Below are 21430 nucleotides of genomic sequence, written 5' to 3'. Positions count from 1 at the left end.
TTTCTAACTAAAAACTGTAGGTTACGCCAAGGGTGGTTACCCATTGGTTATTGCTGCTAATCAGTGGCGAGTCAGCCAATTCCTCACTTAAATGGGAATGGGCGCTCGATTGGGTTATGTCTAAGTTATCGGTAATGGGGATCACTAAGGCATAACCGGCGTGATAGGAAAATGCAGCGTCGCCCTTATATTCGGCGCGGTCTTGGGTGGCGTCAGATTTAGATACGCCCGCATAGTAGTTAATATACTTTTCACTGTAATAATGCACGCCAGCAAAAGGCACAAAATCGGCAAAGCCAAGCTTCATTGGGTGGTAGTAAGTGATATCTGCTTGATAACCGTCATACACACCTGTTACATCATGTTGGAACTTAGTTGAAAGCGTGCCTCTGCCAAGGTGAATATCAGCGTTTAAGCCTAAATCACCACTGATCTTTCGATCCTTCATACCTTTTAGGATGTCGGCATCACTTGCATCAAATCCTGGGTTGGCGACCACAAAGGCACTGAAATTGATACCGCTATTGTTGTCACCGAAAAAACGATAGTTAATCCCTGCCAGATCAGCGTTAAAGTCCTCACCATGATAACCGCCGTTAAAATATACCCCGGTTTTATGGTCTTGGCCTTTATAGAACTCACTGCCTGTCGCTCCTCCGGCGCCAGCAAAGAACTGGCCTTGGTGACTGTAAATGTTGCCGTTACGGATATAGGTGTTGTCAGCGGCTAATGCAGAATTGGCAAGCAGTAATGTTGAGATAACCAAATAAATCTTTTTCATCGGATGGTCCTTTTTCGTCTTTCAAATATCAGTGGGTTCACTATATTTGAAGGCGAATAAGGACTCTGTATCCAAATGTAACCTGTCACCAAACTGCTTTAGTAAAGGCTTTTACCTCTGCGTTTATTTAATCGGGAGTGTAATGACCTCTCTTGTGTTGGGCTGAGGGCAGCTTGTCGTCGCAGTGGCAATTAATCACTTTGATCTCGCTGTGATTGCCTGTACGGATAGGCAGGGGCAGGCTAAACGTAGCAAAAATTAGCCAAGAAAAAAGCCACCTTAAAAAGGTGGCTTTTTATATTTGAATTGCTCCCCAGAGGGCCGACCTGTCGGTGTAGCCCTTGAACCGTAGGTTCAAGGCGGGTAAACGATTAAATCCTAAGGCTTCTCGGTTCAAGCCGAGCTTGCACAATGTCAATAAAGCATTCACCCTGAGTTTGTAAATATCGGCACAGGGACATAACCAACTGACGCACACCCCAGGGAGCAAAGACGTTTCATCGATACCTTTTGGGTACCTCGCCAGCAATGCTGACTACTGTATTGCTACAGTTTAATCTTCTTTTGAAGAGCGCTCAACCAGTGCATCTTCAAGTGTAGATTGTAACAGACCGATTTTATCATCCATCTGCTTGATATAATCTTGGTTTTTCTGCTGTTCTTCTAAAAGCTCATAGCCAATATTTAATGCCGCCATGATAGCAATTTCTTCACGGCTTAAATTATTGGTACGTGATTTAAGCGAACTTAGCTGTTTTTCAAGCTTGTCTGCCACCTGCCGCAATGCACTCTCTTGTCCAGCTGGACAAGCGATGGAGTAGGCTCGGCCTAATAAGCTAATCTCAATAGCATGGCTACTCATTGCAAAAAGGGCATCCGTTAATGTGGCTCTTGTGCGGACTATATCGGTCTGCTAGGTAAAGTGCAATAAGCAGGCCCTGCTAATAAGATATAGTTAGATTAAATGTTGTTTAGATAACCAAAATGACGTTTTTCTGGGTATATGTCGGGCTATTTATCAGCAAATTTAACCCGGCTAGTGACACTGTGGTTGACCAACATGTTAGCAATTGGGGCGAGCGTTGGGCAGGGGACAGTTCACAGAGTTATATAAAACCCTTGAGCTTGCAGGTTATTTGCCCAGTTTTACACCGATGTGACCTCGGCTTTTCCTTGGTGGCGCACAGCAGATCTGCTAGCATGGCGCAAGAATATTTAGATTTGGACAATGGTTATGGCAACTCCCCCTTCACTTGGTATCGACAGTTTACTTGCAGAACTCAATGCCGCTGAAATTGGTCAGCATCCCGTTGAAGTGCATGGCGCGTTAGTTGGATTAATTTGTGGCGGAGTCAAACCGGCTAAACATGCTTGGGTCAAACCGTTACTCGAATTGATTAATGACGGTCAGTTATTACCAGAAAAGCTACAGCAACTGATTGATGAACTGTTTCAAGACACCTTAGCGCGCATTAGTGACCCTGATTTTGGTTTTAGTCCTATGCTACCCGAAGAGGAAGAGCCGCTAAGTCAGCGTGTGGAGGCCTTGTCATTGTGGGTACAAAGCTTCCTGACCGGGATTGCTATGGTGCAACCTAAACTCAATAAAGCCTCTGCCGATGTCCGTGAAGTGATTGGCGACTTAGCCGAAATCGCACAAGTCGAATTTGATGTAGCAGAAGATGATGAGTCAGAAGCAGCATATATCGAACTGATGGAGTTTGCCCGTATGGCGGCGCTACTTTGTTACTCAGAGTTTGGTCCAGAGCCAAGTGATGAAGCGCAAGGCGACGAGCCTGTAATCCATTAATCACGATACTTTTGCAGAGAAACACTATGAGTCATTACACGCCCGAAGCCGCTGTCAGCGAGCAAGCCGTGGCACAGGTCGATATTGCCATTGTGGGTGGCGCAATGGCTGGCAGCACCTTAGCGCTGGGGTTGCAACAACTGAGTCAATCGCTAGGCAAACCGTTGAAGGTGGCACTGGTTGAAGCCAGCGCCCCTAATCAGCACCATCCTGGGTTTGATGCTCGCTCAATTGCTATCTCTCACGGGTCTATTTTTGAACTTAAGCGATTAGGTGTATGGCCGCATATTGCACATTTGGGCACCGGAATTGAGCATATCCATGTTTCCGATCGCGGCCACTTTGGCATGACAAGCCTTGATGTTGAAGACTTTCATGTGGATTGTTTTGGTGAAGTGGTTGAGCTAGCCCCAGTGGGGGCAGCCTTGTTTGATCAGATCAGTAAAGCCGAAATTGAACTGCATTGTCCGGCAAAGTTAAGCCAGTTAGACACCCACAGCGATAAACAGGTCCTCACTTTAGATAATGGCAGCGTCATCCATGCCAAATTAGTGGTTGCAGCCGATGGGGTTCAATCCCAAGTGCGCCAAAGCGTACAGCAGCCCATCACTAAAGTGGAATTTGACCAAGTAGCGATAGTGGCTAATGTCTGTGTAGACACGCCCCACCATGGCCGCGCTTATGAGCGCTTTACCGAGTCTGGCCCTATTGCTGTATTGCCGATGAGCAACAGCGAAGGCCGATCGCGTATTTCACTGGTATGGGCTTTAAAAAGCGCAGAAGCAGAGCGGGTACTGTCCCTTGATGACAGCGGGTTTTTAGCCGAGTTACAGCAAGCCTTTGGTCATCGTGCAGGCCGGTTTACCGCCGTGGGTAAACGCGTGAGCTACCCGCTGGCACTGTCTTATATGCCTAGGCCGATATACCACCGTACTGTGTTTGTCGGCAATGCTGCCCAAACCCTACACCCGATTGCAGGGCAAGGATTTAACCTAGGGCTGCGTGATATCGCCACCTTACTGGCCGAGATGCAGGATTATTTGCAGCAAGACAATGACGATGTTGGCAGCACTGAACTGCTGCATCGTTACTTGAGCGCGCGCGAGTCAGATCGCAACAGTACCATCAATAATGTCGAGTTTTTGGTGCGCGGGTTTTCCAATAATCATTGGCCATTAGTGGCTGGGCGCAGCCTAGGTTTGCGCCTTCTGTCCTGGTTGCCGCCGTTAAAAACACCGGTAGCAAGAAAGGCGATGGGCTGGAAAGCGCCACGTAAGTTAACCGTAAATTAATTGCTAGGGCAGGGCCCAAATAGTAACTCAATTGGCTAGAGGAATGTTTCATGTTTAGTGCACAAACCTATGATGTCGCCATTGTTGGCGGTGGTATGGTGGGCTTAGCCACCGCAATCGGCTTAGCGATGGCAGATTTGCGAGTGGTTGTGATTGATGCCGGTGAAACACAAACGCTATCGGGCGAGGCGCGCTTGCGGGTGAGCGCCATTAACAAAGCCAGTGAGCGGTTGCTCAACTACCTGGGCGCTTGGCATTATTTAGATGAAAGCCGTGCGGCGCCGTATTCAAAAATGGCAGTGTGGGATAAAGACAGCTTAGGCAAAATTGGCTTTGATGCTGATTCTATGAGTGAAAGCCACTTAGGCAGCATTATTGAAAACGACAACATTTGCCAAGCACTGGCCAAACGTGCTGGTGAGTTTAGCAATATCAATCATATTGAGAACCAACGCTTAGCCAATATAGCTTTTGGCGAGCGTGAAGCATGGTTGAGTTTAGAAAACGGTGACAATCTTAGCGCTGCATTAGTCATCGGCGCCGACGGCGCGAACTCTTGGGTTCGTAGCCAGTGCAATATTCCACTGACTTTCTGGGATTATGGCCACCATGCGGTGGTGGCGACTATTCGCACCGAGATCCCCCATGGCGATACCGCCCGTCAGGTGTTTTTAAATTCTGGGCCATTAGCCTTTTTACCTTTATTTGAAACTAATCTGTGTTCGATTGTGTGGTCACTCCCACCCGAGCAAGCTAAAGCGCTACAAAATGGCGAAACTCAGGCATTTGAACGTCAATTAACCGCAGCTTTTGATGGTCGATTGGGTTATTGTCATTTAACCAGCGAGCTGCATGCCTTCCCGTTAAAAATGCGTTATGCACGTCACTTTGCTCGCCACCGTTTAGTGTTGGCAGGCGACGCGGCGCACACTATTCATCCATTAGCTGGGCAAGGGGTAAACTTAGGCTTTTTAGATGCTGGCGCCATTATTGAAACCATTACCGAATTACACGCTAAAGGTAAAGATATTGGGGATTATGCGCATTTACGTAACCTAGAGCGCTGGCGTAAAGCGGATGCTTTAGAGATGATTGCGGCAATGGAAGGCTTTAAACGCCTATTCGATGGCAGTAATCCTATTAAGAAAGCGGTGCGAGATATCGGCCTCAATTTGGTTGATAACCTTTCTCCTGTGAAAACACTGTTCATGCAACAAGCCATGGGCAATAAAGGTAAGTTACCCACCCCCTGCCAACCTCAGTAGAGTTTTGCGATAAAAACGCAGAATAAGCTAAATAAAACAGTGAGTTGTTTTGGTTTATTCTGCTTTACTTTTTTTCATGTAAAAAAACTACAAAAGTAACATGAGAAAAAGTAATGACAAAACCGTTCGGATTAGAAAATTCTCTTGTATACAAAACTGTGACGCAAGGTATAATTTCGCCGCATTTTGATACCATTGATGGATCTATACCATAAACGTATTACAGATTATCGATGCATCTTTATTTCACCTAAATCGATAGCAAGGCTATCGTTAGGCTCACACCTTGACCTGCGTACCCTACAGTAGGCGAGGCCCCGAAAGGGCATAAAGAAGAGATAATAATGGCTAATAAAACTGTACTCTTTAACAAGCACTTAGAAGCTGGCGCCAAAATGGTTGATTTCCACGGTTGGGATATGCCAATTAACTATGGCTCTCAAATCGAAGAACACCATGCAGTGCGCCAAGACGCCGGTATGTTTGACGTGTCACACATGACAGTAGTAGACGTAACGGGTGCACAAGCTTGTGATTTCCTTCGCAAGCTGCTTGCTAACGACGTTGCCAAACTGAAAGTACCGGGTAAGGCGCTTTACGGTGGCATGTTAGACCACAATGCAGGCGTCATTGACGACCTCATCACCTATTATCTTAGCGACACCCATTACCGTATCGTAGTTAACTCTGCTACCCGCGAAAAAGACTTAGCTTGGATTGCCGAGCAAGTTAAAGGCTTTGATGTCACCATCACTGAGCGTCCTGAGCTGGCAATGATTGCTGTTCAAGGCCCAAATGCCAAAGCAAAAGCGGCTAGCGTATTTAACGATGCACAAAACCAAGCGGTTGAAGGCATGAAGCCATTCTTTGGTGTACAAGCTGACTCATTGTTTATTGCAACCACTGGTTATACCGGTGAAGCAGGTTACGAAATTATCGTACCCGATGCAGAAGCCGAAGCACTATGGCAAGCACTGTTAGACAATGGCGTGCGTCCATGTGGTCTTGGTGCGCGTGACACGCTACGTTTAGAAGCAGGCATGAACCTTTATGGTCTAGACATGGACGAAAGCGTTAACCCGCTAGCGGCCAACATGGGCTGGACTGTTGCGTGGGAACCGACTGACCGTGACTTTATTGGTCGTGAAGCGTTAACGGCTATTAAAGCGGCGGGTACCGATAAACTCGTTGGTTTAGTGATGGAAGCCAAAGGCGTGATTCGCCCAGGTATGGCGGTATTTTTCACCGACAGCGACGGTGTTGAACAGCAAGGCGCGATCACCAGTGGTACTTTCTCGCCAACCTTAGGCTATTCTATTGCCATGGCACGCGTACCTAATTCTGTTGGCGAAGTCGCAGAAGTAGAGATGCGAAAGAAGCGCGTCCCTGTTAAAGTTATCGCACCATCGTTTGTACGCAATGGTAAACAAGCATTCTAGTTTTTGCTGGTTGAGTGGAGACGCTCAACCAATCAAGAACAGCATTATGTGATGAGCGGCTTTGTTAGCCAAATGGCTAATTGAGTTAATCGCGTTCAACAAGTAAACCTTTGGCTAACTTGTTGCGTATAAGCCACAAGCTCATCAACCTAGATACAGTTTTGCCTAATAGGCTTTATAAAAAGCATTAGAACATCAGATAAAGGATCGAAAAAATGAGCAATATCCCTGCTGAACTTAAATATGCCTCTTCACACGAATGGATCCGTAAAGAAGAAGACGGTTCTTACACTGTGGGTATCAGTGAGCACGCCCAAGAGCTATTGGGTGACATGGTATTCGTTGAACTACCAGAAGTGGGCGACACAGTAAGCGCTGGTGAAGATTGTGCTGTTGCAGAGTCTGTTAAAGCGGCTTCTGACATCTACTCACCACTGTCTGGTGAAGTACTTGCTATCAACGAATCTTTAGAAGATTCGCCAGAGCTAGTGAACAGCGATGCATACGGCGACGGTTGGTTCTTCCGCGTTATGCCATCAGATGTCGCTGAAATTGAAAACTTGCTTGATGCTGAAGGCTATCAAGCAGTGGTCGACGACGAGTAAATCGTTGTTGATGGCAAAGCCCCAACGCGACAAGCTTGGGGCTTTGTTCGTTATACTCGCTTTTAATCCTATAGCTAAGTGACTTTATCACGGCAAGGTTAATTAAGGCCCAAGCAAAATGGGCTTGCTGAAGTTATTTAGCTATTGCGTACAAGGGTTTGTATTTGGTTTATACCAAGCAAACGCGACTTAACAACGAGACCGGTAACTCTGCACCCTACAGGCAAGATACTGGCAAATATGGAACTAGGTTAATCATGACCAAAGAAACACTCACTCAGTTAGAGCAGCATGATCGCTTTATCGGTCGTCACATTGGCCCAGATAGCGAGCAACAACAAGAGATGTTGAACTTTGTTGGTGCTGAATCTTTAGAAGATTTAACCGCTCAGATCGTCCCAGAAGCGATCCGCTTAAACCGTGACCTTTTGGTTGGTGATAGCGTTGGCGAAGCTGAAGGCTTAGCTTATCTGCGCACCGTTGCCGATAAGAACAAGGTCAACAAAAGCTATATTGGTATGGGCTATTATGGTACTGAAGTGCCATCGGTTATCCTACGTAACGTATTTGAAAACCCAGGTTGGTACACGGCTTACACGCCATACCAGCCAGAGATTGCCCAAGGCCGTCTTGAAGCTATTTTGAACTTCCAGCAACTGTCTATGGACCTAACCGGCCTAGACCTAGCATCAGCTTCACTGCTTGATGAAGCCACCGCTGCTGCCGAAGCCATGGCCTTAGCTAAGCGTGTATCAAAAGCCAAAAAAGCCAATATCTTCTTTGTGGCAGACGATGTGTTCCCACAAACCCTTGATGTTATTCAAACCCGCGCAGAATGCTTTGGTTTTGAAGTCGTGGTTGGCCCAGCAAGCGAAGCGGTTAACTACGAGCTATTTGGTGCGTTATTCCAGTACACCAACAAGCACGGTCAAATCACCGATTTCACTGAGCTATTCGCCGAGCTAAAAGCGAAAAAAGCCGTCGTAACAGTAGCTGCTGACATCATGTCGCTAGTGATGTTGAAATCACCGGGTTCTATGGGCGCTGACGTAGTCTTTGGTAGCGCGCAACGCTTTGGTGTGCCAATGGGCTTTGGTGGTCCACACGCCGCGTTCTTCGTCTCGCGTGATGCCCACAAGCGTTCACTGCCTGGCCGTATTATCGGTGTATCACAAGATACCCGTGGTAATCGTGCACTGCGTATGGCAATGCAAACCCGTGAGCAACATATCCGCCGCGAAAAAGCGAACTCAAACATCTGTACCGCACAGGTACTACTTGCCAACATGGCGTCGTTCTATGCGGTTTTCCATGGTCCACAAGGCCTGAAAACCATTGCCGAGCGTATCCACCGCCTAACTGACATTCTAGCCACTGGCCTAAGCCAAAAAGGCGTGCAGCTAGTTAACGATACTTGGTTTGATACCGTATCGTTTAGCGGCCTAGAGGTTGCAGCCGTTAAGCAACGCGCTGAAGCTGCTGGTGTTAACCTACGTATCGATGCCGACGGCATTGTTGGCGTCAGCCTCGCCGAAACCACACTGCGCAGCGATATTGCTGAGTTGTTCGATGTGATTTTAGGTGTAGGTCATGGCCTAGATGTTGATGCACTAGATGCAGAGGTAATGGCGAATAGCGCATCAGTCCCAGCGGCGCTGGTACGTGACGATGCTATCTTGACGCATCCAACCTTTAACCGTTATCACAGTGAAACTGAGATGATGCGTTACATCAAGCGTCTAGAGAACAAAGATTTAGCCCTTAACCACTCAATGATCTCACTTGGCTCGTGCACCATGAAGCTAAATGCGGCCACTGAAATGCTACCGGTGAGCTGGCCTGAATTTGCCAACATGCACCCGTTTGCACCGCTAGATCAAACCGAAGGTTATGCGCAGCTAGTTCAAGAGCTATCTGATTGGTTAGTGGATATCACCGGTTACGATGCCGTATGTATGCAACCTAACTCAGGTGCACAAGGTGAGTACGCAGGTCTACTCGCTATTCAAAAATATCACGAGTCTCGTGGTGATGCCCACCGTAACATCTGCTTGATCCCGCAGTCTGCCCACGGTACTAACCCAGCATCAGCTCAGCTTGCGGGTATGAAAGTGGTAGTGACTGCGTGTGATAAAGACGGTAACGTCGACATGGAAGACTTGAAAGCTAAAGCGGCTGAAGTGGCTGAGAACTTGTCTTGCATCATGATCACTTACCCATCAACTCACGGTGTATATGAAGAAACTGTGCGTGAGATTTGCGAAGTGATCCACAGTCATGGCGGTCAAGTTTACCTTGATGGTGCCAACATGAACGCTCAGGTAGGTCTAACATCACCTGGCTTTATCGGCGCCGACGTATCACACCTTAACCTGCATAAAACCTTTGCTATCCCACACGGTGGCGGTGGACCAGGTATGGGCCCAATTGGTGTTAAATCGCACCTAGCACCATTTGTTGCTGGCCACGCAGTCGTCAAGCACGGTCGTGATTCTGACAACAATGGTGCGGTATCAGCAGCGCCATATGGCAGTGCAGGTATTCTACCTATCACTTGGATGTATATAAAGCTGTTAGGCAAGCAAGGCCTTAAACAGTCAACGCAGATGGCACTATTAAATGCCAACTACATGACTAAGCGCCTAAGCGAGCATTACCCAGTACTTTATACCGGCCGTAACGGACGTATCGCTCACGAGTGTATTATCGACCTACGCCCGCTTAAAGAAGCCTCTGGTGTAACCGAAATGGATATTGCTAAGCGTCTTAACGACTATGGCTTCCACGCGCCAACCATGAGCTTCCCTGTTGCAGGTACGCTAATGATTGAGCCAACTGAGTCTGAGTCGAAAGTTGAGCTAGACCGTTTTGTTGACGCAATGATTGCCATCCGTGGTGAGATTGCCCGCGTTGAAGCAGGTGAGTGGCCAGCGGACAACAACCCGCTACATAACGCACCACACACCATGGCCGACATCATGGACCCAGCGTTCGATTCACGCCCTTATACGCGTGAAGAAGCCGTGTTCCCAACCGAAGCGGTTAAGAGCAACAAGTTCTGGCCAGCGGTTAATCGTATTGATGATGTGTATGGGGATAGAAACCTCTTTTGCGCCTGTGTGCCAATGAGCGACTACGAGTAATCTTTGCTGCTTAGGCTCGCTACTGCGGTGTTGAACCTCGGCTCCAGTCCTCATTGACAACAGTCAACTCCGGGCTAGAGCCTTCGGTTCGCCTAGCATTAGCGTCGCCAGCGACGCAATGATGGTGGTAGTTGGGTTATAAAAGAAAAGATATTAAAAAAGCGACCTTAGAGTCGCTTTTTTGTTGGCTATTTAACCTCAGTAATACTGTATCAGTTGCAACTTTTTGCATGGCTCGAAGTTAAGAGTTTGATAATAGTCAACTCCGTGGCAAAAAGCAGCGGCTTTTTTGTCTTACTATCGGCAGTAACGCTATTGGTGTTGATTGGGGGGGCTAGCATTGTTTGAGTGTTCATTGCTACCAGCCAAAGCAGGGCTAGAGCCATCGGTTCGCCTAGCATTAGCATCGCCAGCGACACAATGATAGTGGTAGTTGGCTTGATTGAAGTTAGTTACTTATAAAGAGAAAAAGCGACCTTAGGGACGCTTTTTTGTTCGGGGTAAAGATATATTTCACGTGAATGTATTTGGGGTTAAAGTGTTATACTTTCTAATCTGATTTAGGTGAAGAGATTACTCATGCCTTAATAGTCTATATTGAAGTGTGCTAGTATTTTTATTTATTGTATCGAACATTTCGAGGATACCAGACTCTTGAAGCTCGTTATCACTCATATTATGTATATAGGTACTAATCTTTCTGCAACATCAGCGATTTTATTACCACGTTCAGTGACTTGTTTGACAGCTTCAATTTTGAACTCGTCGGGATAATGTTTTTCGCGCATGTAACACTTCATATTTTTGGTTCATTATAATTCTATGAAGTGTCTACTGATCTAGGGGCTTACCAATGAGCTGTCATTAGCATTTTCTCGCTTACCCAGTATGGTCAAGCTAAGCCTCGCTTTATAGGGGCATTGAAAATAGTATTTGATCCTTAGTAGGTTATAATTCTCGTCTACAGCAACTTGATGGTTAAGCTAGGTATTTCTAAGGCTAACTCGCTGTAGTATTTATTATTTTTTAATCTATTTGATTCAACAGTGTTGAAATGGCTAGAGTCAATGGCAGCATGGTATTCAATAAGTTTAGATATAGTCTCTATATTATGACCTTTTCGGAAATATTCATTGATAGCTGTATTTAGAGGGTCTTGTCCATTTACTTTTATGTTTGTATCAACATCATTTTCTAATAATAATGTCAGTATCGGAATCTTAGCTTTGTACTTGACCGCAACGTTAACTGCGTTACCAAGAGATTCTGAGGAATAAAACATGTTTAACCCATAGTTTTGTAGTTCTATGATTTTTTCAATTTGTCCCTTAATTACTAGTATGAAGATAGTGTTGTCAGGTAAGGTTGCCCCCTGATTCAACAGTTCAATGATTACAAATAATGGTGCGTCCTGCCTAATTGCTTGTAATACCATAACCTGCATAATCTGAGGTGATATTTCTTTCATGGAATTAGCTAAGCTGATTAATTCATTCCATTCCCCCTTTTTAGTTAAGCTAAATATATTTTCTCCTAGCGCTACTCCAATATTGAAATCTGTTGGGTCACTTTTATCTGAGGTAACGGTTTCTTTCGATTGAGTTTTGATTGTTTGGGGAGGAGAAATGTCGTTTTTAGGTTGTTCTGACATGTCGGTTTTTTCTAGTTGTGATTTATTGTGGGGGTGTGAGCTTATATGAGGCTTACTATAGTCTGCGTCATTTTGCCCTTGGCTTTCAAGTAAGAAAAGCATTAAAGCAGTTAACAGTACTATAACTAAGGGTAATGAAATTACTTTTTTTATAAAAATCATATTTTTTAGATTTGTCAAGTGCTAAATTCCTTTTTACTTGTCTTTGTGTCAGCTTTATAATTCTTTTTAAGAGGTTGGTTTTAAATCTGAATGGTCTATTGTAAATTTGAGGACTTTATCATTAACGACAATCAACAAGTAGTTTTTTCACTTGTTGATTGTCGTTGACATCGTTTTTACTTGTTACCAGTTTTTTGTTTGCTGCTTCCTTGAATATTTATTCCTTTTTCATCAGTCATATACCCAAAAGCAATAGAAATGAAAAGCCAAAATAGCAACTGCCAGAAGGCGGGCTGTTGCGTGATAATATCAAACAAATAAAGTCCATAGACCGGAGCAAAAAAACAAATAAAAATCACAGCTGTGCGTTTTACTTGGTTTTTAGGTAGTAAAAATAGGTATTTTATTAACATATAAACCCCTTAGTTACTTTAATTATAAAGCGTTTATGTTCAGCATTTAACTTTTTGCTTTTCAAGCTCTATATCACATTGAGATAGCGCATCGTCGTGAGCTACTGCATTGGCACCCTCACAAACACCAATGGCAACTACATTTGGAGCAAACCCAAGGCAAAGGGTGGCGCCAGTGACAGCTAAAGCGTTTGCAGTATTTCTGCAGTATCTTCTGTCTTCATGTGCATCGATTATACACTGTTGTGACGAACTTAATTCTAGCTCTTCTTGGTTATCTTCGAACACGTCCCAATCATCTTCATCCCAATGGTCATCATTCCAGCCATCTTCCTCCCAATCATTATCATCCCAATCATCCCAGTAATCATCCCATTCTTGTCCTAAGACTTCAAAGCGCTCCATATCATCTTCATCTTCATCTTCATCATACATTTTGTCTTCAATCGCTGATGCGTTATTGAATCCCAAATGATAGGAGGAACTATGTAAATTAGGGCTTGTAGGAGATTTGGTTAAGTCCATTGTAAAAAAAAATGTGGCAAGAAAAAATAATAGTCCATTTTTTATCATGTTATTCCCTTATTTATTGTGGTGTAAAAGTTTATCGAGTAAATAACGCTAGCATATAAAGAGAGTAAGTGTCTAGGTTGTAGGGTAATGAATTATATTGGGCTGACTTTAGTATGTCTTTGTAATGCAAGGCGAGGATTTTAAATAGAGTTTATATAGATACATAATGGATTTTGTTTTCAATATCTTTATTTGAAAGGTGGGCCTATTATTTATTATTTATTATTTATTGTTTATTGTTTATTGTTTATTGTTTATCGGTCTTTCTGAAAATATATATTTAGTGCTTGACCACAAAGCATTAAAGCATTAAAGCATTAAAGCATTAGACAGCCATTGTTAATGGCGTGGGTGACGACCTTCTACTGTGCTTGATTTGCGCATATAACAAGGAGGTTGCATGCCAAGACCTAGACGAACCCTCATTAGTCTCGAACTCTTATCAATAAGATGATCCTATTATCACTGTTGTAGTCGCGTTGTAAGGCGTGCCATCTTTTAAAATAAAGAGTATGTGGTGATGATAAATACACTGGTAAAAATTATGAGCACCGCCGTGGCTGGGTGGAACCACAGAGGCGCTGAGGTAAGTTTGTCGCTTAAAGGGGCTTATAGTAGGTTTCGCATTGCGCTAATACAAAGGTTTCAGCACGTACAATCAAGTCTTTGGTTAAGTTAGTAGTCACTTTGGCTAGCTTAACAGTATTAATTATACCCATTGTGCCGTCTTCTTTTGTATACAAAGCATCCGGACTAACTCTATTGAAAGCGTATGAGGTGAGAACCTCAACACCATTACTTTCTTTGTTGTAGTGATGGACATTCCAAACACTTCCTGTGTACTCAGGGGTTTTAGAGCTCGCTTGGTTCCAAGTGTACATTCCTGTAATGCGATCGTCTGCCCCAAATGTTAGGACAGCTGTTTCTCCTTTTACTGATAAAAGTAATTTTCGGGGATAGTACCTGTTTTCTCCGTCAGCTGAGTCTTCTACAGTATAGTTGCAAGAAAATCTATGGTCTATTCCCTCGTTTGATGCAGAAACGGCTAGTGATAAAAGGCTGGCGATACAAAATGTGATTAATTTTCTCATGTCAATTGACTCTGTAGATTTGTGGGTAACTAATAGCAACCGCTCATTGTATTTCTGTTAAAAGATGGTGTTAGGCTTGCAATCGATCGCTACATTGTGCGGAGTGTTCCTGTAGATTTCTGGATATTATATTTAGACCTAAGCTCTGTAGTTAATTAGAAACTATGAGATATTCGAATATGTAACAGAAAGTACGTTATAAGTGGTTTTTTAGATAAAGGTTTTTGTTGTTTGTAGCCTGTTTTTATGAAAGCAGTGTTCATATTGGTTGTACATATAAGGGATTTTTATGAGATGTTTACCAGCCTTATTCTTGCTTGCCATCCCGTTTTCATCGCTAGCGATAGATGCTTTTCATGTGGAATGCACAAGCTGCTTTACTGAAAGTGAGTTTGTTCAGGTTGCGAAAGAAAATGCTATTGATAAACAGACCATTGTCGTTAATGTGTTTAATGCGGAAAATGCTGACTTACGCAAATACTTAGTTGAGAAAGGTTCGAGAACGGTATGCGATTCAGATGGTAGAGAGCCCGATGGAAAGGGCGATGTTATCGTTAATTGTTGGCAAGAAAACATTTTGACCGCTAAAAAGCAGAGTTTGATAGATGTTGAGCAGACAAACTTTCATGACTTTTCTTCGGCATTGATAGAGTTCAGAGCGCTGTCAGAAGGCACCTCAGTTAGTATTCCAGAAAGGCTTGTTCCTAGCGGCTATGACTTAGTAGGCGCTTCTTTTCGTCAAAACGATGTTATCGATTACTTTAATGGCCAACCTAGTAAGAACAAAATTTATGAGAAGGTGATTCACTATATTGAAGCCGCCTCAAAAATAATTGATATAGGTATGTCACTCACAGCACCCGCGATAGCTTTTGAGTTTGTAGATAAAAGTAAGGCCTATGCGATAGTGGACTTTGTCGATATGGATAACAATATCCATTATAAGTTTACTAAAGTTATCGATAACAATGGCAATGTAGTGGATTTGAAAGCGCAAAATCCATTCTCTGAGTTTTATGATGTAAGTGGATTCTCTTTACAGTCTTGGCAATCGCTTCATCGCGCTATAGAAGCATACGGACTGGTGGTGGTTGACGTAAATAGGCAAGTAGTCCCCAAAGGCGTCATCACCATTATTGATGGTTCTGCGAGTAAATAAGTATGATGAGATTGAACCTAATTTTGGTGCCCTAATAGTAACCATGCGAACGATTAGAGCGGTTACTTTTCTTTTCGCTGTTTGTAGTCGTAGCCTTTTTTGATGGGTACTGATTCTGCTGTGAAACTGGGTTTATGAGGCCGTTGATGTTTATTTAGAGAGTGATGCTGCCTAAGCTGTTTATGCGGATTGCGCTTTAAACCCTGGGTTAACCCTCGTTCAAAGTCGTTAAATGCTTCGGTGTTTATCTCGTAGGGATTGTCTAAATACGACTCCGCTAGCATTCCTTCGTTATAGGCTTTAGATAACATAAGCGACTCCTTGTTTGACAGCTTGCAATAGAGCAATACTAAATTGGTTGGTACTCAGTCATTTATAAATTAATCGCTTCACAATACCAGATCGTATCGTTTCTGATAGTCTTGAAGTAACTGCTGTTGTTGTGAGGCAGCCTGACTTGGTGTTGGACTAACCCCTGTTTGGTATTGGATTTCAAACCACTCTAGAAGCTCTGTTCTTACTTGGTAGCCGTCAGGTATGCATAGTTGAGTATTGTTAACCATGATAGTCGCGGCTCCAAATGAAGCGCCGGAATACCAATGACATTGTGTATATCCTTTTGTTGTCAGCCAGCTCGTGATCTGTAAATTATAGATAGTGGCAGCGAGTATATAGAGTGGTAGGCAGAGGCCTATTAATAATATTTGGCGTTTTTGCTTGTGCATGGAATGCGTGTTATTGATTCTCTGAATTAACCCCCATATTAGGATGATTAATGCGGGCATCATGAAAAATAGAGGCGGCAACAACGGCCTAATTTTCAGCAGGGCCGCTTGTTCTTTGGCTCTAGCTAGCATCGCGATTTCATCATTTAGTGCATAACAGTAACCAATGATGAAGAGTGTCAGCACTAGGATGGCCAACAGTGACTGAGTCACTTTTCTGGTCATTAGTCTCATTGATTACTGTTATTATTCTCTTGTGTTGACTAAGCAGCGTTATCAATTCAAGGCCGACGTTGATTTACGTATCAAGATGTGAGCGACGATTAAGCTAATGAGCTCTCGCTTTATTTAAGCCTTTTTAACAGCTGTTCCCGAAAAGCCTCTGGGTTTTTATGCATTTCCTCAAAGTAAACAAGGCATGCCGCATATTTATTAGATTTCATTAGGCTATGGGTTAAAACGGGGAGTGATATTAAACAAACGGTTAGCCATTTGTGGGCGTGTTCAAAAGTCACGATTACGACGAGATATATTAACAACTGAAGCCAGATATTGTATTGATTGACCTTTGCTGCCTTTGGTTTTCCCCGCGTGATCATTATATTAGGGATGATGGTGATAACGGCTAAAAATGTGGCCGCGGCAGTTAAAAAGGTTAGGTAGTTATCATCTGAGAATTGGCTGAAGTTCTGTTTTATTGAAAGCCCTAATAAAGATAATGCTGCACTCCCACTGATGATCAGTAGCATGATGACAGCAATACCTGTAGCAAAAGTCCCTATACTAAATTTGTACCTATCGAAAATGCTATCTTTCATAAGAAGAGATTTCCTCATAAATACCCACTGCAATATTTTTCAAACTACCATCAAATGAACTACCTGTGACGCTCAGGCTCGCGCTAATAGCATTTTTCAAGTTTAGTGAAATAGCATTGACTAATGCTTGGCTACTGTAACGCCCAGTGAGCTTTCCTGAGTTTGTTAGTGCCTTCATGGTTTGCGCGCTTATTCCAGGGCTATTTAATCTTTGTATTTCCATTGTTAGACGTTTTCTTTCGGGCCGGCTCAATCCTTTAAGCACTTGTAGGATAGACTTTGATGTCGTGAGGTTAATTGTCTTAATCATTTTAATTGTTGTGGCTCCCGCTGCGGCTGCGCCGCCTAATGAGATCACATCTAAAGCTTTGACAGCAGCTTGATACCATTCCTTTTCGTCAATTTTATCTAGTGTTTCGGGGCTATTTGCCTCCGTAAATGAGCGGGCTATGCCATTAAAGCACTGTCCAAGCGAAGCTACTGCAGCGGCGCCGCCTAGATAGGTAACAACAGTGCTCGCGCCGCCTGTCAGCGGGATTGCAACTGCACTACCATAAATGACAATCCAACTAAGAACTGCTGCACTGCAACTTAACCCTGTATTCAATAGCTCGCCTGTTAGCTTGCTTTCACGGCGAGATGTTTTTAGTTCGTTTGCGTAGTTTGATGCTGATATTTGTTTTGGAGGCTCCCTTAAAATCAGCCGTATTGGATCTTTGCGGCAAATTGGGACGAATGGTCTTAATGTTACTACCGTGAATTCATGGTCGATGAAAACGACACCAGCACCTGTTGTTTTTGGGTCTGAATCTAGGGCTTTGAATATATTAGCTACATTCAATTGGTTTTTTAGGCGTATTTTGAGGCTTTGTTCTTTGTGTTCTTGCAAGGGAGAACGTAAAAAAGTCGCAGACATGTTTTATTCCTTTAATCTTTCTCAACCATCCATTGGTTGAAAACGATTCTACGACGAAACCTTTCTCTTTTATAGCCGCTAGCTGTTCGAAAACTGATAGTTTCTATTATTTAATACTTACAGTTTATTTAGTATGTATAAAGGAGGGGCATACTAGGTTGTTGTCAGACAAGGTAATAGAGGAAGTGGGTAAAAGCAAACTGGTTGCCGGTTGCTTATTTCTTTAACAATTACCCCATAGAAATACCTAGGTTACTTTGTGATTACCACTCTATAGCAATCTATGTGCGGTTTTTGTGTGTAGGTGTCTAGGTTAAGCGAAGTGCGCTGGTAGCCCGCATTTACTAAGAGTAATTAATCGCCAATTTATATTTTGGTTATTCGCTCTTTTGAGTGATGACATACTGCTGCTAGTTCTGAACTTAGCAGTTTTATACATTTCGCCTGTTCTGTCTGTCACTCTAGTAAATACTTTTTTATCATTCCCCAGCTCTGAGCGGACGATCGCTCAGCCGTCTTTGTCCTTAAACTCACTTTGCCAACAAGAGCTATCGAAATTATGGGTTATAAATATTACTTGAAGATAGGGTTACTGCTGTCTATTCCACTCGGGGTGCTGCTGTTTCTTTTTCTAGAAGCGGATTCTTGGCAAACATTTGTGCTCTACTTTGTTATTGGTCTGGTGATGATGGGGATTGGCCGCGTCTTTGGTATGATTTGCGATGGCATTGGCTGGTTATTTAAAAAGATTAAAAGCTTATTTGCTAAAGAGGCAAAGTAAGCCTGTAGTTAGGGCACAATCTCGTTTGTGTGCAAAGCTAAACGGTAGCGCATTAGCCCGAATAGATAGTCGAGTGACTCTTATTAAACAGAGGAGTTGTTCGCCTGCTAGCCACAATTTCTTATTGCTATTTCAAGCTGTTAAGTTGATCAATTATTGCATTTCTGCTCGTAAATCATTGTTTATCTACGACTAATGTCTGAGTCCAATTCCGCTTTTATTGTTCGCTATGGCTGCGCCCTTCAGTTAAGGTGCCTCTAATCTATTTTGTAGTCCACTCGGTTGCGGGTGAGTAATAGGGTTGATATGAGCAGTAATTCAAAGTCAGTGCATGCGTCAGCAGATGCAGAGCACAGGGCGGGTGACGGTCAAAGTTATCAGCAGCAACACCGAGCCAGTTCAACGTTTGAGTCACGCGAAGCGTATCTAGAACATGAACTGACCATCATGAACCCCAAGCGTTGGCGGGCCAATTTACCGCGGCGAGATTATCGCTTTGAGGCAGAAGATTCGATTGCCGCAATGGCGGCTACCATAGGTAAGGTCGTGATGGTTGGTGCCATTGCCACAACCTTTGCCACCTCACTTGGTTTACAAGAAAGCTTTATTTTAGAAAATGTTCGTTACGAGCTGATCATTGCCGCGTTTTTCATTGTGGTCTTTTCCGGTTTTCTTCTACCTACAGCTAATTTGGCGGGTACCCATGGTCCGTTGATTCCTATCATTCCCATTGTGGTGGCAGCGGGTGGCCACCCGATGGCATTTGGCTTATTGATTGGTGCGCTAGGCTTAATATTGGCCATCAGCAAAGGTGGCAGTATGTTGGCCAACCTAACCAGTAAAGGAGTGTGCGGCGGGTTACTGCTGTACCTCGGCTTTGTTGGCACCGCCTCTCAGGTGAAAAAGCTGTATGCGTGGGCTGAAGGCATTGGCATGGCGCATATCGCGTTTGTGGTGATATTTTGCACCATTATTTTATACGCGTTGCTTGAGCATTGGCGCAAGCGTTGGCTGGCTGTGCCCTTAAGTTGTTTGCTTGGTGGTACGTTAGCGTTTGCTATGGGCGCGCCTTTTGAGTTTCAAACCGCGCCTGGTTTGCCAAACATGAACCCCATGTATTGGTGGGGGGATGATTCTGGCTGGATGTTAGGTTTGCCCACTATTGAAAGCTTTATGGTGGTGCTACCGTTTGCCATTTTAGCGGTTGCTATGTGGTCGCCTGACTTTTTAGGTCATCAAGTTTTTCAAAAGATTAACTACCCACCACGTACTGAAAAAGTGCATATGAACATTGACGACACCATGACCAGTGCATCGATTCGTCAAACTGTGGGCTCTTTGCTTGGTGGGGCCAACTTTACCTCATCTTGGGGCACGTACATTGTACCGGCGGCAATTGCCAAGCGGCCTATTCCCGCTGGTGCTCTGCTTACAGCGCTGTTTTGTGTGATTGCTGCGTTATGGGGTTACCCAATGGATCTGGCCATCTGGGAGCCGGTTCTGTGTGTGGCATTAGTTGTTGGGGTGTTTATTCCGCTGCTTGAAGCGGGCATGGAGATGACCCGTGAGGGTAAAACCACTCAATCTGCGGCTATCGTGGTGTTCTCGTCGGTATTGGTTAACCCCGCCTTTGGTTGGTCATTGACCATGTTGCTGGATAACTTAGGTTTAATTGGCTGCAAAGACAGAAGCGCTAAACTCACCAAAATGAATCGCTGGATAGCGCCGAGTATTATGTTTGTTATCCTTACCGGGGTGATGGCGATGGTTGGTTTGCTACCTGGTATTCCACCGCTAATTTCGGGGCTTAAATAACCTAAGTCTATAGGTTAGGGAGCACAGGTTCGGGAGCACAGCTCAGGGCTGACATGCTCGTACTCCCAGTGCAAAACAGGGCATTGGGAGGCAACGGGTTGTTTCTCCCTTTGCGCCAGCATGTAATATCAGCGCGCTTTGATTCGTTTGCTGTGATCTATTGCCGCAGCTGGCTAATAGTAACGTACTTATATGGCCGTTATTTTTCGGCACAGGCTTGTTTACGGCAAAGGCCAAGGTTTCGCCAATGTGCCATTGCAATAATGATTGCACCAATCATGGTGGCTGCTTTTTCTCCTGTCTCACCCAGAAAATCATGGCCAAAAATGGCTGAGCCTGCGAGTGTCAGTAAGCCGATAACTGCCAACACCAATACTCGCATGTCTTTGTGCTTATTACAGCCGAGCAATACCGCTAACATACTGGTCGGTAATACAATCAATACCATCACTTCATGATATAGGTGATCGGCTAATCCTAAGGCGGATAACGACGGCATAAGGGCCAATAATACTGGGGTGAGGGCACAATGGATTGCACACAGCGCCGAAATGCTAATGGCGAATTTATCGAGTACAGCTTGCGTTGTATAGTTCATAAGGTTTGGCGTAAACATCCTGTTGTTCAGTGTTAGCGCTATTAGACATTAAAATAAATTGAAATGCTATAACATATCATTATCACTTGTAATTGATGTGTTCAGTTGTCTTTTGCTGCGTTTACTCGTCACAGGAAAGCATGGTGCCGTAGCGTAGGCAATAGGGCTTACGTTTAATTAAAGGTGTCAGCGACTTAGCCATATAGGGATTAATAGGGAATGGCTTTTGTCTATTGAACATTCAACACTGGATGATTAAAAGCCAGCTTGGATATGTGTTAACTGACTTGATGTACTAGCAAGGCGTAGCAGCGACTTTGATAATTTGTCACATATCTGTCTTTGACGGTTAAAATGTTATGTTATAACATTGCGCTTTTATTTTGTCGTCCA

General features: G+C 44.0%; 20 protein-coding genes, 1 other RNA gene and 1 pseudogene. 9 read left to right on the top strand and 13 right to left on the bottom strand.

Translation table 11 applies throughout. From position 1 onward, the window contains the following. Positions 1-7: 7 nt before the first annotated feature. The 3 genes from ompV to L865_RS0100760 all read right to left on the bottom strand — a co-directional run bounded on the left by ompV (position 8) and on the right by L865_RS0100760 (position 1643). A complete protein-coding gene (gene ompV, locus L865_RS0100765; protein WP_028771472.1) occupies positions 8-781 on the bottom strand; it encodes an outer membrane protein OmpV in 774 nt (257 codons plus the stop codon). Between the two features lie 306 nt (positions 782-1087). Then, a non-coding RNA gene (ssrS, locus tag L865_RS24735) (6S RNA) lies at positions 1088-1270 on the bottom strand. A gap of 64 nt (positions 1271-1334) precedes the next feature. Further along, positions 1335-1643, bottom strand: coding sequence for a cell division protein ZapA (locus tag L865_RS0100760; protein ID WP_028771471.1), 309 nt, complete (start codon positions 1641-1643; stop codon positions 1335-1337). 372 nt (positions 1644-2015) lie between these two features. Between L865_RS0100760 and L865_RS0100755 the strand changes: the two genes are divergently transcribed. The 6 genes from L865_RS0100755 (at position 2016) to gcvP (ending at position 10335) form a co-directional block, all read left to right on the top strand. Continuing rightward, a complete protein-coding gene (locus tag L865_RS0100755) occupies positions 2016-2591 on the top strand; it encodes a UPF0149 family protein (protein ID WP_028771470.1) in 576 nt (191 codons plus the stop codon). Positions 2592-2617: 26 nt separating this feature from the next. Beyond that, a complete protein-coding gene (gene ubiH / locus L865_RS0100750; protein WP_028771469.1) occupies positions 2618-3883 on the top strand; it encodes a 2-octaprenyl-6-methoxyphenyl hydroxylase in 1266 nt (421 codons plus the stop codon). 50 nt (positions 3884-3933) lie between these two features. Continuing rightward, a complete protein-coding gene (locus L865_RS0100745; RefSeq protein ID WP_028771468.1) occupies positions 3934-5148 on the top strand; it encodes an FAD-dependent monooxygenase in 1215 nt (404 codons plus the stop codon). A 344-nt stretch (positions 5149-5492) separates the two neighbouring features. Next, positions 5493-6587, top strand: coding sequence for a glycine cleavage system aminomethyltransferase GcvT (gcvT, locus tag L865_RS0100740; protein WP_028771467.1), 1095 nt, complete (start codon positions 5493-5495; stop codon positions 6585-6587). A gap of 215 nt (positions 6588-6802) precedes the next feature. After that, the gene (gcvH, locus tag L865_RS0100735) at positions 6803-7192 is read left to right on the top strand and encodes a glycine cleavage system protein GcvH (RefSeq protein WP_028771466.1); all 390 of its coding nucleotides are present in this window, start codon (positions 6803-6805) and stop codon (positions 7190-7192) included. A 257-nt stretch (positions 7193-7449) separates the two neighbouring features. Then, positions 7450-10335 carry an aminomethyl-transferring glycine dehydrogenase gene (gcvP, locus tag L865_RS0100730; protein ID WP_028771465.1) on the top strand — a complete coding sequence of 962 codons (2886 nt, stop codon included), beginning with the start codon at positions 7450-7452 and terminating at the stop codon, positions 10333-10335. 692 nt (positions 10336-11027) lie between these two features. On the opposite strand, the pseudogene L865_RS24730 reads toward gcvP, so the two are convergent. From L865_RS24730 to L865_RS0100700, 5 genes and pseudogenes are all read right to left on the bottom strand, one after another. Next, positions 11028-11123 (bottom strand): annotated as a pseudogene (locus L865_RS24730) (transposase); the annotation flags it as partial. 173 nt (positions 11124-11296) lie between these two features. Next, positions 11297-12166 (bottom strand): hypothetical protein, encoded by an 870-nt coding sequence (locus L865_RS0100715; protein WP_157577376.1) that lies wholly within the window; start codon positions 12164-12166, stop codon positions 11297-11299. A 158-nt stretch (positions 12167-12324) separates the two neighbouring features. After that, entirely contained in the window at positions 12325-12561 is a 237-nt protein-coding gene (locus L865_RS0100710; RefSeq protein ID WP_028771462.1) for a hypothetical protein, read from the bottom strand. A 39-nt stretch (positions 12562-12600) separates the two neighbouring features. Next, a complete protein-coding gene (locus tag L865_RS24445; RefSeq protein WP_051484354.1) occupies positions 12601-13134 on the bottom strand; it encodes a hypothetical protein in 534 nt (177 codons plus the stop codon). Between the two features lie 599 nt (positions 13135-13733). Beyond that, on the bottom strand, positions 13734-14225 hold the full coding sequence (locus tag L865_RS0100700) for a hypothetical protein (RefSeq protein ID WP_028771461.1): 492 nt from the start codon (positions 14223-14225) through the stop codon (positions 13734-13736). A 289-nt stretch (positions 14226-14514) separates the two neighbouring features. Between L865_RS0100700 and L865_RS0100695 the strand changes: the two genes are divergently transcribed. Further along, positions 14515-15384: a hypothetical protein gene (locus L865_RS0100695; RefSeq protein ID WP_028771460.1), complete on the top strand. Its 870-nt coding sequence runs from the start codon at positions 14515-14517 to the stop codon at positions 15382-15384. Between the two features lie 62 nt (positions 15385-15446). Here L865_RS0100695 and L865_RS0100690 read toward each other — a convergent pair whose 3' ends face one another. The 4 genes from L865_RS0100690 to ssp4 all read right to left on the bottom strand — a co-directional run bounded on the left by L865_RS0100690 (position 15447) and on the right by ssp4 (position 17843). After that, entirely contained in the window at positions 15447-15695 is a 249-nt protein-coding gene (locus L865_RS0100690) for a hypothetical protein (protein ID WP_028771459.1), read from the bottom strand. Between the two features lie 78 nt (positions 15696-15773). After that, the gene (locus L865_RS25375; protein ID WP_157577374.1) at positions 15774-15947 is read right to left on the bottom strand and encodes a hypothetical protein; all 174 of its coding nucleotides are present in this window, start codon (positions 15945-15947) and stop codon (positions 15774-15776) included. Between the two features lie 506 nt (positions 15948-16453). Then, the gene (locus L865_RS0100680) at positions 16454-16927 is read right to left on the bottom strand and encodes a hypothetical protein (protein ID WP_028771457.1); all 474 of its coding nucleotides are present in this window, start codon (positions 16925-16927) and stop codon (positions 16454-16456) included. Beyond that, positions 16917-17843 (bottom strand): Ssp4 family T6SS effector, encoded by a 927-nt coding sequence (ssp4, locus tag L865_RS0100675; RefSeq protein WP_028771456.1) that lies wholly within the window; start codon positions 17841-17843, stop codon positions 16917-16919. The genes L865_RS0100680 and ssp4 overlap by 11 nt, the downstream gene beginning before the upstream one ends. A 559-nt stretch (positions 17844-18402) precedes the next feature. Here ssp4 and L865_RS0100670 point away from each other — a divergent pair. Together L865_RS0100670 and L865_RS0100665 are read left to right on the top strand one after the other, a co-directional pair. Further along, entirely contained in the window at positions 18403-18624 is a 222-nt protein-coding gene (locus tag L865_RS0100670) for a hypothetical protein (protein ID WP_028771455.1), read from the top strand. Positions 18625-18930: 306 nt separating this feature from the next. After that, entirely contained in the window at positions 18931-20439 is a 1509-nt protein-coding gene (locus L865_RS0100665) for a DUF3360 family protein (protein WP_028771454.1), read from the top strand. Positions 20440-20638: 199 nt separating this feature from the next. On the opposite strand, the gene L865_RS0100660 is transcribed toward L865_RS0100665, so the two are convergent. Then, on the bottom strand, positions 20639-21037 hold the full coding sequence (locus L865_RS0100660; RefSeq protein WP_037470258.1) for a MerC domain-containing protein: 399 nt from the start codon (positions 21035-21037) through the stop codon (positions 20639-20641). Positions 21038-21430: the final 393 nt, after the last annotated feature.

This window comes from Shewanella waksmanii ATCC BAA-643 (assembly GCF_000518805.1).
Taxonomy (GTDB): domain Bacteria; phylum Pseudomonadota; class Gammaproteobacteria; order Enterobacterales; family Shewanellaceae; genus Shewanella; species Shewanella waksmanii.
This window is presented reverse-complemented; position numbering and strand designations above follow the sequence as displayed.